This window comes from Actinomyces slackii, from assembly GCF_900637295.1.
Taxonomy (GTDB): domain Bacteria; phylum Actinomycetota; class Actinomycetes; order Actinomycetales; family Actinomycetaceae; genus Actinomyces; species Actinomyces slackii.
This window is the reverse complement of the sequence record NZ_LR134363.1, coordinates 2,581,431-2,594,674: the sequence shown is the minus strand read 5'-3', so window position 1 is coordinate 2,594,674 and position 13,244 is coordinate 2,581,431. Positions and strand designations below refer to the sequence as shown.

The 13,244-nt window shown below is 70.5% G+C and carries 14 protein-coding genes; 13 read left to right on the top strand and 1 reads right to left on the bottom strand.

Annotated features, from left to right (window positions below; all coding sequences use genetic code 11):
• Window positions 1-52 precede the first annotated feature (52 nt).
• The 6 genes from argC to EL266_RS10605 all read left to right on the top strand — a co-directional run bounded on the left by argC (window position 53) and on the right by EL266_RS10605 (window position 6,583).
• A complete protein-coding gene (gene argC / locus EL266_RS10630; protein ID WP_026427300.1) occupies window positions 53-1,177 on the top strand; it encodes an N-acetyl-gamma-glutamyl-phosphate reductase in 1,125 nt (374 codons plus the stop codon).
• Window positions 1,174-2,358: a bifunctional glutamate N-acetyltransferase/amino-acid acetyltransferase ArgJ gene (argJ, locus tag EL266_RS10625; RefSeq protein ID WP_026427301.1), complete on the top strand. Its 1,185-nt coding sequence runs from the start codon at window positions 1,174-1,176 to the stop codon at window positions 2,356-2,358. Before argC ends, argJ begins: the two co-directional genes overlap by 4 nt.
• Before the next feature lie 5 nt (window positions 2,359-2,363).
• A complete protein-coding gene (argB, locus tag EL266_RS10620; protein WP_051281293.1) occupies window positions 2,364-3,341 on the top strand; it encodes an acetylglutamate kinase in 978 nt (325 codons plus the stop codon).
• A complete protein-coding gene (locus EL266_RS10615; RefSeq protein ID WP_026427303.1) occupies window positions 3,338-4,585 on the top strand; it encodes an acetylornithine transaminase in 1,248 nt (415 codons plus the stop codon). The genes argB and EL266_RS10615 overlap by 4 nt, the downstream gene beginning before the upstream one ends.
• Window positions 4,586-4,587: 2 nt before the next feature.
• Window positions 4,588-5,193, top strand: coding sequence for an arginine repressor (locus tag EL266_RS10610; RefSeq protein WP_051281296.1), 606 nt, complete (start codon window positions 4,588-4,590; stop codon window positions 5,191-5,193).
• Window positions 5,194-5,359: 166 nt separating this feature from the next.
• The gene (locus EL266_RS10605) at window positions 5,360-6,583 is read left to right on the top strand and encodes an argininosuccinate synthase (protein ID WP_026427305.1); all 1,224 of its coding nucleotides are present in this window, start codon (window positions 5,360-5,362) and stop codon (window positions 6,581-6,583) included.
• 152 nt (window positions 6,584-6,735) lie between these two features.
• Here the strand turns inward: EL266_RS10605 and EL266_RS10600 are convergent, their stop codons facing one another.
• On the bottom strand, window positions 6,736-7,602 hold the full coding sequence (locus tag EL266_RS10600; RefSeq protein ID WP_026427306.1) for a formate/nitrite transporter family protein: 867 nt from the start codon (window positions 7,600-7,602) through the stop codon (window positions 6,736-6,738).
• Between the two features lie 118 nt (window positions 7,603-7,720).
• On the opposite strand from EL266_RS10600, the gene argH reads away from it, so the two are divergent.
• The 7 genes from argH (at window position 7,721) to tyrS (ending at window position 13,173) form a co-directional block, all read left to right on the top strand.
• Window positions 7,721-9,229: an argininosuccinate lyase gene (gene argH, locus EL266_RS10595; RefSeq protein WP_051281294.1), complete on the top strand. Its 1,509-nt coding sequence runs from the start codon at window positions 7,721-7,723 to the stop codon at window positions 9,227-9,229.
• A gap of 3 nt (window positions 9,230-9,232) precedes the next feature.
• Entirely contained in the window at window positions 9,233-9,913 is a 681-nt protein-coding gene (locus EL266_RS10590) for a DNA-3-methyladenine glycosylase (RefSeq protein ID WP_026427307.1), read from the top strand.
• Window positions 9,913-10,185 (top strand): methyltransferase domain-containing protein, encoded by a 273-nt coding sequence (locus EL266_RS10585; RefSeq protein ID WP_026427308.1) that lies wholly within the window; start codon window positions 9,913-9,915, stop codon window positions 10,183-10,185. The genes EL266_RS10590 and EL266_RS10585 overlap by 1 nt, the downstream gene beginning before the upstream one ends.
• Window positions 10,182-10,913, top strand: a complete 732-nt coding sequence (locus tag EL266_RS10580; protein WP_051281295.1) for an endonuclease III domain-containing protein — start codon at window positions 10,182-10,184, stop codon at window positions 10,911-10,913. The genes EL266_RS10585 and EL266_RS10580 overlap by 4 nt, the downstream gene beginning before the upstream one ends.
• A gap of 148 nt (window positions 10,914-11,061) precedes the next feature.
• A complete protein-coding gene (locus EL266_RS10575; protein WP_034515080.1) occupies window positions 11,062-11,316 on the top strand; it encodes a type II toxin-antitoxin system Phd/YefM family antitoxin in 255 nt (84 codons plus the stop codon).
• The gene (locus EL266_RS10570) at window positions 11,313-11,723 is read left to right on the top strand and encodes a PIN domain-containing protein (protein ID WP_026427309.1); all 411 of its coding nucleotides are present in this window, start codon (window positions 11,313-11,315) and stop codon (window positions 11,721-11,723) included. Before EL266_RS10575 ends, EL266_RS10570 begins: the two co-directional genes overlap by 4 nt.
• 169 nt (window positions 11,724-11,892) lie before the next feature.
• Window positions 11,893-13,173 carry a tyrosine--tRNA ligase gene (gene tyrS, locus EL266_RS10565; protein WP_026427310.1) on the top strand — a complete coding sequence of 427 codons (1,281 nt, stop codon included), beginning with the start codon at window positions 11,893-11,895 and terminating at the stop codon, window positions 13,171-13,173.
• The last annotated feature ends 71 nt before the right edge of the window (window positions 13,174-13,244 follow it).

Sequence of the window (13,244 nt, the reverse complement as noted above, 5' to 3'; positions counted from 1 at the left end):
CACCACGGCCCGCCAGTTCGTATTTCTATGCATCGAGTCGTATGGTTTGCGCATGACGTGGACTGCAGCTGTTGCCGGAGCCACCGGCTACGCCGGAGGCGAGGCCCTGCGGCTCCTGGCCGCACACCCTCAGATCGAGATCGGCGCGCTGACCGCCGCCTCCTCGGCGGGCACGCAGCTGGGACAGCACCACCCCCACCTCGCCTCACTGGCCGGGCGCACCGTCGAGCCCACCGAGGCCGTCCGCCTGGCACGCCATGACGTCGTCATCCTGGCCCTGCCCCACGGCGCCTCCGGTGAGGTCACGGCGGCCATCGAGGCCGAGGCCAGGGCAGCCGGCACCGACCCTCTGCTCATCGACTGCGGCGCTGACCACCGCCTGACCGACCCTCAGGCCTGGGCGGCCTTCTACGGATCGGACTACGCCGGAGCCTGGAGCTACGGCATGCCCGAGCTCCTCCATGCCGGTGAGCGCACGGCCAGCGCCCAGAGGGCCGAGCTGGCCGCCACCCGGCGCATCGCCGTCCCCGGCTGCAATGTCACCGCGGTGACCCTCGCCGCCCAGCCCGGCATCGCCGCAGGACTTCTCGACACCTCCCCGGATGCCCCTGCCATCACCGCGGTCCTGGCCGTCGGCTACTCCGGGGCCGGCAAGTCCCTCAAGCCCCATCTGACCGCCGCCGAGGCCCTGGGCTCGGCCCAGCCCTACGCCGTGGGCGGCACCCACCGCCACATCCCCGAGATCACCCAGAACCTCCTGGTCGCCGGAGCCGGATCGGGGGCCGGGCGACTGGCCTTCACCCCCGTGCTGGTCCCCATGAGCCGGGGCATCCTGGCCACGGTCACCGCACCGGTGACCAGCGCCGTCCATGACAGCGACGACCCCACCGCCATGCTGCGCCAGGCCTGGGCCCAGGCCTACGGCGGGCCGGGCGAGGACGGCGAGGCCCTCATCCACCTCCTACCGCAGGGGACCTGGCCCACCACCGGCGCCGTCGCCGGCAGCGGTCTTGCCACCGTCCAGGTCGCCTACGACCCGGTTGCCAGGGCGGCCACCATGCTGTGCGCCATCGACAACCTGGGCAAGGGCACCGCCTCGGCGGCGCTGCAGTCCCTCAACCTGGCGCTGGGAATCCCCGAGACCACCGGCGTCATCACCGAAGGAGTCGCACCATGAGCGTGACCGCAGCCAAGGGATTCAGGGCCGCAGGGGTGACCGCGGGGCTCAAGGCCTCCGGCAAGCCGGATGTCGCCCTGGTCGTCAACGACGGCCCCATGCGCACAGCCGCCGGCGTCTTCACCACCAACCGCGTGGTGGCCGCCCCCGTGGTCTGGTCGCGACGTCAGCTTCAGGCCTCCGGGGGCCAGGCCCGCGCCGTCATCCTCAACTCCGGATCCGCCAACGCCTGCACCGGCCAGCAGGGGGCCGACGACGCCGCCTCCACCGCCCAGCACGTCGCCTCGCTCCTGGAGTGCCGGGCCCAGGAGGTGCTCGTGTGCTCCACCGGCGTGATCGGTGAGCCCCTGGACATGCCCCGCCTCCTGGAGGGGGCCGGGGCCGCCGCCTCGGCGCTGGCCACCACCGCCGAGGCCGCCGGCCAGGCAGCGGCCGCCATCATGACCACCGACACCGTCTCCAAGGAGAACGCCCTGAGCGTGGGCCAGGGGGAGCAGCGGTGGAGCATCGGCGGAATGATCAAGGGCGTGGGGATGCTCGCACCGGGCATGGCCACCATGCTCGCGGTCATCACCACCGACGCCGTCGTCGAGCCCGACGCCGCCCGTGAGGCGCTCATGCGGGCCACCTCACGCACCGTCAACAGGATCAACTCCGACGGCTGCATGTCCACCAACGACACCGTCCTCCTGCTGGCCTCCGGCGCCTCCGGGGTGAGCCCCGGCGCCCAGGACCTGGAGGCGGCCCTTCAGGAGGTCATGGCTCGCCTGGGCCGCAGGCTCGTGGCCGACGCCGAGGGCGCCACCCATGACATCGCCATCACCGTGACCGGGGCGGTCAGCGAGGAGGCGGCGGAGGCGGCCGCCCGTGCCGTCAGCGCCTCCAACCTCCTCAAATGCGCCGTCGCCGGCGGGGACCCCAACTGGGGCCGGGTCCTGTCACAGTTGGGGACAGTGCCCGAGGAGGTCTGCCCCTTCGATCCCGACCAGGTCGATGTGGCCATCAACGGGGTGACGATCTTCCGGCACGGAGGCCTGGGGGAGGACCGATCCGGGGTGGACATGACCCCGCGCGAGACCCGCATCGACATCGCCCTGAGCGCCGGCCAGGCCAGCGCCACGGTGTGGACCAATGACCTGACCCACGGATACGTCACCATCAACGCGGACTACACGACATGAGCGACATGACCAGTGCAACCCCCCGTCCCCGGTCCCTGCTGCGCCCGGCCGGCTCGCCCTCCACCTCGGGCCTGTCCCCTCAGCACAAGGTCTCCGTCCTGCTGGAGGCCGTGCCCTGGCTGCGCAGCTACAAGGGCGCCACCATGGTCATCAAGTACGGCGGCAACGCCATGGTCGATGAGGAGCTCAAGCGGGCCTTCGCCCAGGACATCCTCTTCCTCCACCAGGTGGGGGTCCGCCCCGTCGTCGTCCACGGGGGAGGGCCGCAGATCAATGCGATGCTCAAGCGCCTGGGCATCGAGTCGGAGTTCCGCGGGGGCCTGCGCGTGACCACCCCAGAGGTCATGGACGTGGTGCGCATGGTGCTCACCGGCTCGGTCCAGCGCGAGCTCGTCTCCCTGCTCAACACCGACGGCTCGGCGGCCGTGGGCATCTCCGGTGAGGACGGCGGCCTGCTGCGCGCCAGCCAAAGGCCCGCCACCGTTGACGGCCGCAGTGTGGACGTGGGGCTCGTGGGCGACGTCGTCGAGGTCAGTCCCCAGCCCATCATCGACCTGCTCGACCAGGGCCGCATCCCTGTCATCTCCTCGGTGGCCCCCCTTGTTGAGGACTCCTCCACGGTCCTCAACGTCAACGCCGACACCGCCGCCGCCGCCATCGCCGTGGCGCTCAAGGCCCGCACCCTGCTCATGCTCACCGACGTCGAGGGCCTCTACGCCTCCTGGCCCGACCGGGCCTCTCTGGTCCCCTTCATCAGCGCCGCCGCGCTGGAGGAGCTCCTGCCCAGCCTGGAGACCGGGATGATCCCCAAGATGGAGGCCTGCCTGCGGGCGGTGCGCGGAGGCGTGAGCCAGGCCCACATCGTCGATGGGCGTCAGGCCCACTGCATGCTCCTGGAGATCGTCACCGATGAGGGCGTGGGCACGGCTGTCCACCCCGGAGACGCCCCCCTCACGCCCCTGCGCAGAGGACAGGCGCTATGACCGCCCTCGGCTCCGCAGCGCAGACCGGCCAGTCCTGGACCGACCGCTACACCGCCTCGGTCATGAACACCTTCGGCACGCCCCAGCGGGTTCTCGTGCGCGGCCAGGGCGCCCGGGTCTGGGACGCCGACGGCGCGGAGTACCTCGACCTGCTGGCCGGCATCGCCGTCAACTGCCTGGGCCACGCCCATCCGGCGATCACCGACGCGGTAGGCGCGCAGCTCGCCTCCCTGGGCCACGTCTCCAACTTCTTCACCACTGCCGCCCAGGTGCGCCTGGCCGAGGAGCTCGCCTCCCTGGTCTACCCGGGGCGCGAGGCGGGCACCAGGGTCTTCCTGGCCAACTCGGGCACCGAGGCCAATGAAGCGGCGTTCAAGATCGCCCGCCGGCACGGCGGCCCCCAGCGCCCCCGCGTTCTGGCACTGGAGCAGGCCTTCCACGGCCGGACCATGGGGGCACTGGCCCTGACTCACAAGGCCGCCTATCGCGAGCCCTTCGAGCCCCTTCCCGGCGGGGTGGAGTTCCTGCCCGCCGGGGATGCCGCCGCCCTGGAGCGGGCCATGGGGCCCGATGTGGCGGCCCTCATCATCGAGCCCATCCAGGGCGAGGCGGGGGTCCGCGAGCTGGGCACCGACTACCTGGAGGCGACCCGCCGCCTGACCGAGCAGGCCGGAGCCCTGCTCATCATCGACGAGGTGCAGACCGGCATGGGGCGCACCGGGGCGTGGATGGCCCACCACCTCCTGGCCCCCGGGCTCATCCCCGACGTGGTCACCCTGGCCAAGGGACTGGGCGGGGGCATCCCCATCGGCGCCGTCGTCGCCCACGGGCCGGCGGGCGAGCTGCTGGGGCCCGGACAGCACGGCACCACCTTCGGCGGCAACCCGGTGGCCTCCAGCGCCGCCCTGGCCGTCATCGAGACCATCAGGTCCCATGGCCTCCTGGAGCGGGTGGCCCACCTGGGCGCCCAGTGGGCCCGGGACATCGCCGCCATCCCCGGGGTGGAGGAGGTCCGCGGACGCGGACTGCTGCTGGGCGTCGGCCTGGCCGACGGCCTGGCCTCAGCCCAGGTGGCGGCCGCACTGCTGGAGCGCGGCTTCATCGTCAACGCTCCGCGCCCCGACACCATTCGCCTGGCCCCGCCCTTCATCCTCACCGATGAGGAGGCCGCGAGCCTGACCGTCGCCCTTGGCGAGGTCCTGGAGGAGCAATCGGCTGGCGCCGCCATAGGGGGCCGGTCATGAGCATGGCACTGGAGGAGCACGACCTGGCCGCAGACGAGGCAGGGGCTCAGAGCCCGCGGACCACGGCACGGGCCGGGGCCTCCAGCCCCAGCACCAAGGCCGCCAGGCACGCCCTGATCACCCGCATCCTGGCCAAGGAGCGCATCCGCTCCCAGGCCCAGCTGCGCGACGTCCTGGCCTCCCACGGTGTCAGCACCACGCAGGCAACCCTGTCGCGGGACCTGGTCGAGCTGCGCGCGACCAAGATCCGCTCGGCCGGCGGCCGCCAGGAGTACGCCATCCCTGAGACCAGCGTCCCGGGTCAGGCGCCCACCGGCGCCCCCGTGCGCGACGACGGCACCCTGGCCGACCACACCACTGCCCGCCTGACCCGCTGGTGCGCCGATCTTCTGGTGACCGTGGAGTGGGCCGGCGGCCAGGTGGTTCTGCGAACCTTGCCGGGAGCGGCCGAGCTCCTGGCAAGTGCAGTCGATGACGCGATGATGCCCGGCATCCTGGGCTGCATCGCCGGGGATAACACCGTTCTGGTCATCACCCGCAGTGAGGAGATCTCCGCAGAGGTCTCAGGCCATCTTCTCGCCTTGGCGGACAGCCGCCCCCGGCTCTGAGGACTCCGGCGCCATCGCGCCACCTGCCATGGGGCAGGGCCACCCGTGCTCTGCCCACCACCAACCCCAGCCAGGGGCGGAGCGCACCCATTTTCGCCCTGTTTTCGCCCTGGCACCCGCAGACGTTTCCCGGCTGCCCCGGCAGCCCAATGGGAGGAGAAGAATCATGAGCACGCACGCGAACAAGGTGGTCCTGGCCTACTCCGGAGGCCTGGACACCTCCGTGGCCATCGGATGGATCGGCGAGCAGACCGGCAAGGAGGTCATCGCCGTCGCCGTGGATGTGGGCCAGGGAGGCGAGGACCTGGAGGTCATCCGCCGCCGCGCCCTGGACTGCGGGGCCGTCGACGCCTACGTTGTTGACGCCCGCGAGGAGTTCGCCGCCGACTACTGCATGCCGGCGCTCAAGGCCAACGGTCTCTATCAGGGGACCTATCCGCTGGTCTCGGCGATCTCGCGTCCCCTCATCGCCAAGCATCTGGTCAAGGCGGCCCGGGACTTCGGCGCCGACACCGTCGCGCACGGCTGCACGGGCAAGGGCAACGATCAGGTCCGCTTCGAGGTCTCCATCACCTCCATGGCCCCGGATATGCACTGCATCTCCCCGGTGCGCGACCTGGCCCTGACCCGGGACCTGGCCATCGACTACGCCGAGAAGCACCGGCTGCCCATCGAGACGACCAAGCACAACCCCTTCTCCATCGACCAGAACCTCTGGGGGAGGGCGATCGAGACGGGCTATCTGGAGGATCTGTGGAACGCCCCCACCAAGGACGTCTACTCCTACACCGAGGATCCCACCTACCCGCCTCTGCCCGATGAGCTGATCATCAGCTTCGAGTCCGGGGTGCCGGTGGCCATCGACGGGCGGGCCGTCACCCCGCTGGAAGCGGTCCAGGAGATGAACCGCCGCGCCGGTGCCCAGGGCGTTGGCCGGATCGACATCATCGAGGACCGGCTCATCGGCATCAAGTCCCGCGAGGTCTATGAGGCCCCTGGGGCCCTGGCGCTGATCGAGGCCCATCGGGCCCTGGAGGCCGTCACCCTGGAGCGGCTCCAGCACCGCTACAAGCGGCAGGTCGAGATGACCTGGTCCGACCTGGTCTACGAGGCCCAGTGGTACTCCCCGCTCAAGCGCTCCTTGGACGCCTTCATCGAGGACACTCAGCGCCATGTCACCGGGGAGATCCGCATGGTGGTGCACGGGGGCCGGGCCACGGTCAACGGACGGCGCTCCGAGGTCGGCCTCTACGACTTCAACCTGGCCACCTATGACTCGGGGGACACCTTCGATCAGTCCTGGTCGCGCGGCTTCATCGAGATCTACGGCATGCCCTCCAGGCTGGCAGCGGCTCGGGAGATCCGCACGGGCGGGGCCACCGGCTTCTGAGCCGCGCGGAGCGCGCCTCATGCCCACGATGCGCCCTGCCCCGGGCCGGTAAGCGCTTACCGGCCCGGGGCAGGGCGCATCAGAGTGCCTCGTCGCGGTAGGACTCAGCGCTGGGAGTCTGAGTCCTAGGCGCCCTAGTCGTCCTGGCCGTCCTAGTCGTCCTGGCCGTGCTGGTCGGCGGTGCGCCGCAGCCAGCGCGAGTCATCATTGACATAGGCGTAGTAGGCGCCGATGAGCAGTCCACCGCCCACGAAGTTGCCCAGAAGCGCGATCCCCACATTGCCGGCCGCGGCGGCGACATCCACCCCGTGGGTCAGGCCCACCACCGTGAAGAGCACCGTGTTGGCCACCGAGTGCTCCAGGCCCAGGAAGGCGAAGACGAAGACCGCGATGATCATGGAGAAGATCTTCGACCAGTCCTCCTTGATGTAGCCGTTGTAGATGAGCAGCATGGCCAGGTTGATCATGAAGTTGCACAGGATGGCCCGCACGAACAGGTCCACAAGGCCTGAGGCGGACGAGACATAGGCGAGCTTGGTCTCCACCGAGTGCAGGGCCTGCTCACCGGTGGGACCCTCCACAAGAGTGGAGAAGCGGTAGAGCAGTGCGAAGATCAGGCCTCCCAGGAAGTTGCCCAGGAAGCACAGTCCCAGGACCCGCAGGCCTCGCCACACCGAGATCCGGTGGTAGTAGCCGCCGATGACCACCACCATCATGTTGCTGGTCAGCAGCTCTGACCTGGTGTAGTAGATGAAGACGAGCGCGGGCCCGAAGGCCAGCGCTCCCAGCAGTTTGCCCACGGATGCCAAGGAGTCGCCGCCGGCGCTGATGGAGTCGAAGACGCCCACGATCGCGTAGTTGACCACGTAGAAGACCGCCACGATCATGCCGGCCATGCCCGCGCGCATGAGGTAGCGGTGCGCCAGGGATCCGGTCATGCGGGTCTTGGTCTCCAGGGCCTCGAGCACTGTGGAGATGAATGCTTTTCCCGGGAAGAGGGAGTCCGTGGGCTGTGTCATGCCCCTATCGTTCCATGTCCAGCCCCTGCTGTGGCCGTGCCGGTTGTCCGATGTCATGGTCGACGACGCACATCCCCCGCTCCCCACGGCGGGGCGCGACATGGGCGAGGATGAGGCCATGAGCACCGTCGAGCCCAGCCCCCAGTCCGCCGACTCCGAGAGCGCCCCGGGCATCAGCCTGTGGGGAGGCCGCTTCACCGGGGGCCCGGCCCAGGCCCTGGCCGCCCTGAGTGTGTCCACCCACTTCGATTGGCGCCTGGCTCGCTATGACATCGCCGGATCGCGCGCCCACGCTCGGGGCCTTCGCCGCTGCGGGCTGCTGGATGATGCTCAGCTCGCCGGCATGCTCGGCGCCCTGGACGCCCTGGAGGAGGAGGTGATCTCCGGTGCCTTCGCCCCCACCCCCGCCGACGAGGACGTCCACACCGCCTTGGAGCGGGGCCTGATCGAGCGGGCGGGGGCTGATCTGGGCGGGCGCCTGAGGGCGGGGCGCTCCCGCAACGACCAGATCGCCACCCTCATCCGGATGTATCTGCGCGACCAGGCCCGCCATCTCGCTGGCCTGGTGCTCGACGCCGTCGATGCCCTCATCGACCAGGCGGCCGCGGCCGGGGAGGCCATCATGCCCGGCCGCACCCATCTTCAGCACGCCCAGCCCGTCCTGGTGGCCCACCACCTGCTGGCCCATGCCTGGCCCCTCATGCGCGATGTCGAGCGCCTGGAGGACTGGGACACGCGCGCAGCCGTGAGCCCCTACGGCTCAGGGGCCCTGGCCGGCTCCACCCTGGGCCTGGACCCTGATGCGGTGGCCGCCGAGCTCGGCTTCGACTCCGCGGTGGAGAATTCCATCGATGGCACCTCCGCCCGCGACGTCGTCGCCGAGCTGAGCTTCATCCTGGCCATGACCGCCGTGGACCTCTCGCGCCTGAGCGAGGAGATCATCATCTGGAGCACCAAGGAGTTCGGCTTCGTCACCCTGGACGACGCCTACTCCACGGGCTCGTCCATCATGCCCCAGAAGAAGAACCCGGATGTGGCCGAGCTCGCCCGCGGCAAGGCCGGGCGGCTCATCGGCGACCTGACCGGCCTGCTGGCCACTCTCAAGGCCCTTCCCCTGGCCTACGCCCGCGACCTGCAGGAGGACAAGGAGCCGGTCTTCGACGCCGTGGACACGCTGGCCGTTCTTCTGCCCGCTGTCACCGGGATGGTCGCCACGATGCGCATGAATCGGGAGCGCATGGCCGAGCTCGCCCCCCAGGGATTCTCCCTGGCCACCGACGTGGCCGAGTGGCTGGTCAGGAGCGGGGTGCCCTTCCGGGACGCCCACGAGATCTCCGGTGCCTGCGTGCGCGCCTGCGAGGCGCGCGGCATCGAGCTGTGGGAGCTGACGGATGAGGACTTCGCCGGCATCGATCCGCGCCTGGCCCCCGGCGTGCGCGAGGTGCTGTCGGTCGAGGGCAGCGTGGCGGCGCGCAGCGGCCATGGGGGCACCGCGCCCGTGCGCGTCGTCGAGCAGTTGGTCCGAGCCATTGAGCGCTCGGCGCAGCTGCGGGTCTTCGCCTGGGAGGGCTCGCTGCTCGACGGCCCTGACGCTCCCGATGCGGCGGATGCGGGGGAGCGGGACTGAGATATGTCTGAGGCTCGGGATCAGGTGGGCCTGCCCGAGGAGCTTCATGCGGTGCTGACCCTGGACTCCCTGGAGGCGGCGCCGAGGCTCCTGGGAGCGGTCTTCACCGCCACGGATGCTGAGGGCACCGTCGCCGTGCGGATCACCGAGGTGGAGGCCTACCGCGGTGAGAAGGACCCCGGCTCCCACGCCTTCCGAGGCCCCACCGCCCGCAACGCCTCGATGTTCGGCGCCGGTGGCATCATCTACGTCTACTTCACCTACGGCATGCATCACTGCCTCAACGTGGTCACCGGTCCCAAGGGCCTGTCCCGCGCGGTGCTCCTGCGCGGCGGCGAGGTGATCGAGGGCCTGGACCTGGCGCGCTCCCGTCGGCCAGCGGCGCGCGCCGACCGCGATCTGGCCCGGGGCCCCGGGCGCCTGTGCGCGGCCCTGGGGCTGAGCCGCGTTGACGACGGCGCCGCGCTCGGGCCGCCCGGTGCGCGCGTGAGCCTGGCCCTGCCGGGTGCGGGGCAGGCTCCGGCGCCGGGCGCGATCCGCACCGGTCCGCGCACGGGAGTGGCCGGCCCCGGCGGTGATGGTGAAGCCTTCCCCTGGCGCTTCTGGATCGAGGGCGAGCCCACCGTCTCGCCCTACAAGGCGGCGGCGCCCAGGCGCGGGAGGGCCGCGTCAGGAGGGCCCTGATGCCCGAGCAGTACTGGAACCACAATGCCGCCTTCCATGACGAGATCCTCGCCGAGACCTCCACCCGTGGCGGTCGGGCCTGCGACGTTGGTTGCTGGGAGGGTCTGCTTCTGCAGCGTCTCGCGGGAGTATGCGAGGAGATCGTGGGCATCGAGGTCGACCCGGCCACGGCGCGGCTGCTCCCAGGCAGCCGAGTCCGGCGCCGCTTCTATTACCGCTACACCCTGACCTGGGACCGCCCGGCGGGCCTGGCGCCGGAGGCGGGCCGGTGAGTGGGGACGGGAACGGGGACACCGGCCGTGCCCCGTTGCGGCTGCGCCGGCTCCTGGAGGTCCTGCGCGCTGAGTTGGGGACGGGCCACGGCTGGCCGGCGGACTCGGGCTTCGAGATCATGGCGGGCGCGGTCCTCGTCCAGAACACCGCCTGGGGCAACGCCCTGCGCTCCCTGGAGCGCCTGCGCACCGCCGGTGCCCTGGAGCCGACGGCGCTGCTGGCCCTGCCCGAGCAGGGCGAGGACTGTCTGCCCCGCCTCATCCGCCCCTCCGGTTTCATGACCGGCAAGTCGGCCACCCTGCGCGCCCTGGCAACCTGGCTCACCACAGGGCCCGGGCGCCAGGCTGGCTCCATGAGTGACGGCGCACTGCGCTCCTCCCTCATGGGCCTGCGCGGCGTGGGGCCGGAGACCGCCGACGTCATCAGCCTCTACGCCTACGACCGGCCCCGCTTCATCTGGGACACCTACGCCCGGCGCATGCTGACTGCCCTGGGGACTCCCGTGGGGCGCGACTACGAATCCACCCGCAGGCTCCTGGAAGAGGCCGTGGCCCAGGAGGCCCTGGACGCCGCCGAGCACCAGGAGCTCCACTGGCTCGTCCTGGAGGCCGGGAAGGCCGCGCGCGCCCAGGGAGGCTGGCCCCTCTACGCGCAGCGGCTGGGGTTGGGGATGTCAGCGGCGGCCGCGGTTGCGCCGCCGTCGGGGCCCGGGAGGACGGGCGGATAAGGGGCGAGGGGACGACGCTCGCCCGCCGGCCGGTGCCCCGAGCCCTGAGTCGGGGGGGCGACGGCGGCCGGGGGCTCTCGCCCGGACGCCGCCTTCCCCGTCCCTGGAGTCTTCCGACGATTGTGCTACACGATGCTACGATGAGGTCATGGAGATGGCGCGGATCAGCCAGCGAGAACTGAGGAATGACAGCGCTGCGGTCCTGCGCCGCGTGGAGGCCGGGGAGGAGATGACGGTGACCCGGCGAGGAATCCCGGTGGCGCGCCTGTCCTCCGCCACACCGGATTCAGACCTCCGATGCGTCAAGCCAGCCGTGCGCAGGCACAGGTACTCGGAGTTCCGGCGGGTTAGGCTTGAGGAGAGCACTGAGGAACTCCTCGCAGCGATCCGTGATGACCGATGAGGTGGTACCTCGACACCTCGGCGGCCCTGAAGCTCCTCGTTGAAGAGGCTGAGTCCGAGGCATTGGCCGAGCGGATCGATGAGGCGAGGGCGGATCTTGCCGGCGCACTCCTGCTTGAGACGGAACTGCGTCGAGCCGCTGCGCGCCGCACTGCTCTGACGCAAGGCGCCATTACCTCCCTTCTCGAGGGGATCGATCTCTTCGACATGCCGCGCTCGCTCTACACGGAGGCCGGGTTGATCGGGGGAGCCGGCCTCCGTTCGCTGGACGCCCTGCACCTGACGGCGGCCATCCGATGCAGGGCCACCTATCTTGTGACCTATGACGCGCGCCTTATCGACTCGGCGCGCGACGTGGGAGTCCAGGTCTTGTCGCCTGGAGCGGATTCGGGGCCGGACGGCTGTTGAACCGTGCCCACGGTCGTTGACCACGTGGATACCGCCTGGGAGGTCCTCCGAGGGAGATGCGGGAGTGGTCAAGCGCGGTGGTCGTGGCAGACTAGCGCCGCCGAGGCGCGCGCCCGGCGCCGTCGCCCCTCATGGGGGCCGGCCCAGTCCCATGGAAGGCAACAGGACCGTGACCGATATCCTGGAGGAGTTGCAGTGGCGTGGGCTCATCGCCCAGCACACCGACATCGACGCGCTCCGCGCGGCGCTCACCGAGGGGCGGATCACCTTCTATTGCGGCTTCGATCCCACGGCGCCCTCCCTGCATCATGGTCACCTCGTGGCCGTCAAGGTCATGCGCCACCTTCAACTGGCCGGCCACCACCCGCTCGCCCTGGTGGGCGGGGCCACCGGGCTGGTGGGCGACCCCCGGGACAGGGGCGAGCGAAGCCTCAACACCCCCGAGGTGGTCGCCGGATGGGCTCGCTCTCTGCAGTCCCAGCTCGAGAACCTCCTCGACTTCGAGGGGGACAACCCGGCCCGGATCGTCAACAACCTCGACTGGACCGCAGAGCTGACCGCCATCGGCCTGCTGCGGGATCTCGGCAAGTACTTCCGCATGGGCACCATGCTCTCCAAGGACGTCGTCGCCCGGCGCCTGTCCAGTGAGGAGGGCATCTCCTACACCGAGTTCAGCTACCAGATCCTCCAGGCCAACGACTACCTCGAGCTCTTCCGCCGCTACGGCTGCACCCTCGAGGTCGGCGGCAACGACCAGTGGGGCAACCTCGTGGGCGGCATGGACCTCATCCACAAGGTGGAGGGCGCCTCCGTGCACGTCATGACCAACCCCCTCATCACCAAGGCCGACGGCACGAAGTTCGGCAAGACGGAGGGCGGGGCCATCTGGCTCAACCCCGAGATGCTCAGCCCCTACGCCTTCTACCAGTTCTGGCTCCAGGCCGACGACGTCGACGTCGTGCGCTTCCTCAAGGTCTTCACCTTCCTGGATCGCGCCGAGATCGAGCGCCTGGAGGCAGCGGTGGCGGACAACCCCCGGGCGCGCGAGGCCCAGCGGGCGCTTGCCCGGGAGGTCACCCGCTGGGTGCACGGCGAGGAGGCGCTGGCCCAGGCCGAGGCGGCGACGGCGGCACTGTGGGGCAGGGGAGACCTGACCCAGATCGATGCGGGCACCATGGCGGCGGCCACGGCCGACCTGCCGGCCGGCGAGCTGGAGACGGGCGTGTCGACCATCGTGGACCTGCTGGTGAGCACCGGTCTGGACAAGGGGCGCAATGCCGCGCGCAAGACCGTGGCCGGCGGCGGCGCCTACCTCAACAACATCAAGGTTGAGGACGAGGACGCGACCATCGGCGCTGATCAGCTGCTGGCCGGGGGAGTGGTTCTGGTGCGCAAGGGGCGGAGGAATCTGGCTGTTGCGCGTGCGTCTCAGGCCTCTGACCCTGCCTGAGATGGAATAGCGCTTTTCCGCCTGCATGAGTATGCGGTGAAAGGAATAGATTTCCGATTCGCATGTTATGA

Excerpts from the sequence above, each read along its gene's own strand:
- argC (WP_026427300.1), top strand. The coding sequence starts at position 53 with ATGACGTGGACTGCAGCTGTTGCCGGAGCCACCGGCTACGCCGGAGGC.
- argJ (WP_026427301.1), top strand. The coding sequence starts at position 1,174 with ATGAGCGTGACCGCAGCCAAGGGATTCAGGGCCGCAGGGGTGACCGCG.
- argB (WP_051281293.1), top strand. The coding sequence starts at position 2,364 with ATGACCAGTGCAACCCCCCGTCCCCGGTCCCTGCTGCGCCCGGCCGGC.
- EL266_RS10615 (WP_026427303.1), top strand. The coding sequence starts at position 3,338 with ATGACCGCCCTCGGCTCCGCAGCGCAGACCGGCCAGTCCTGGACCGAC.
- EL266_RS10610 (WP_051281296.1), top strand. The coding sequence starts at position 4,588 with ATGGCACTGGAGGAGCACGACCTGGCCGCAGACGAGGCAGGGGCTCAG.
- EL266_RS10605 (WP_026427305.1), top strand. The coding sequence starts at position 5,360 with ATGAGCACGCACGCGAACAAGGTGGTCCTGGCCTACTCCGGAGGCCTG.
- EL266_RS10600 (WP_026427306.1), bottom strand. The coding sequence starts at position 7,602 with ATGACACAGCCCACGGACTCCCTCTTCCCGGGAAAAGCATTCATCTCC.
- argH (WP_051281294.1), top strand. The coding sequence starts at position 7,721 with ATGAGCACCGTCGAGCCCAGCCCCCAGTCCGCCGACTCCGAGAGCGCC.
- EL266_RS10590 (WP_026427307.1), top strand. The coding sequence starts at position 9,233 with ATGTCTGAGGCTCGGGATCAGGTGGGCCTGCCCGAGGAGCTTCATGCG.
- EL266_RS10585 (WP_026427308.1), top strand. The coding sequence starts at position 9,913 with ATGCCCGAGCAGTACTGGAACCACAATGCCGCCTTCCATGACGAGATC.
- EL266_RS10575 (WP_034515080.1), top strand. The coding sequence starts at position 11,062 with ATGGAGATGGCGCGGATCAGCCAGCGAGAACTGAGGAATGACAGCGCT.
- EL266_RS10570 (WP_026427309.1), top strand. The coding sequence starts at position 11,313 with ATGAGGTGGTACCTCGACACCTCGGCGGCCCTGAAGCTCCTCGTTGAA.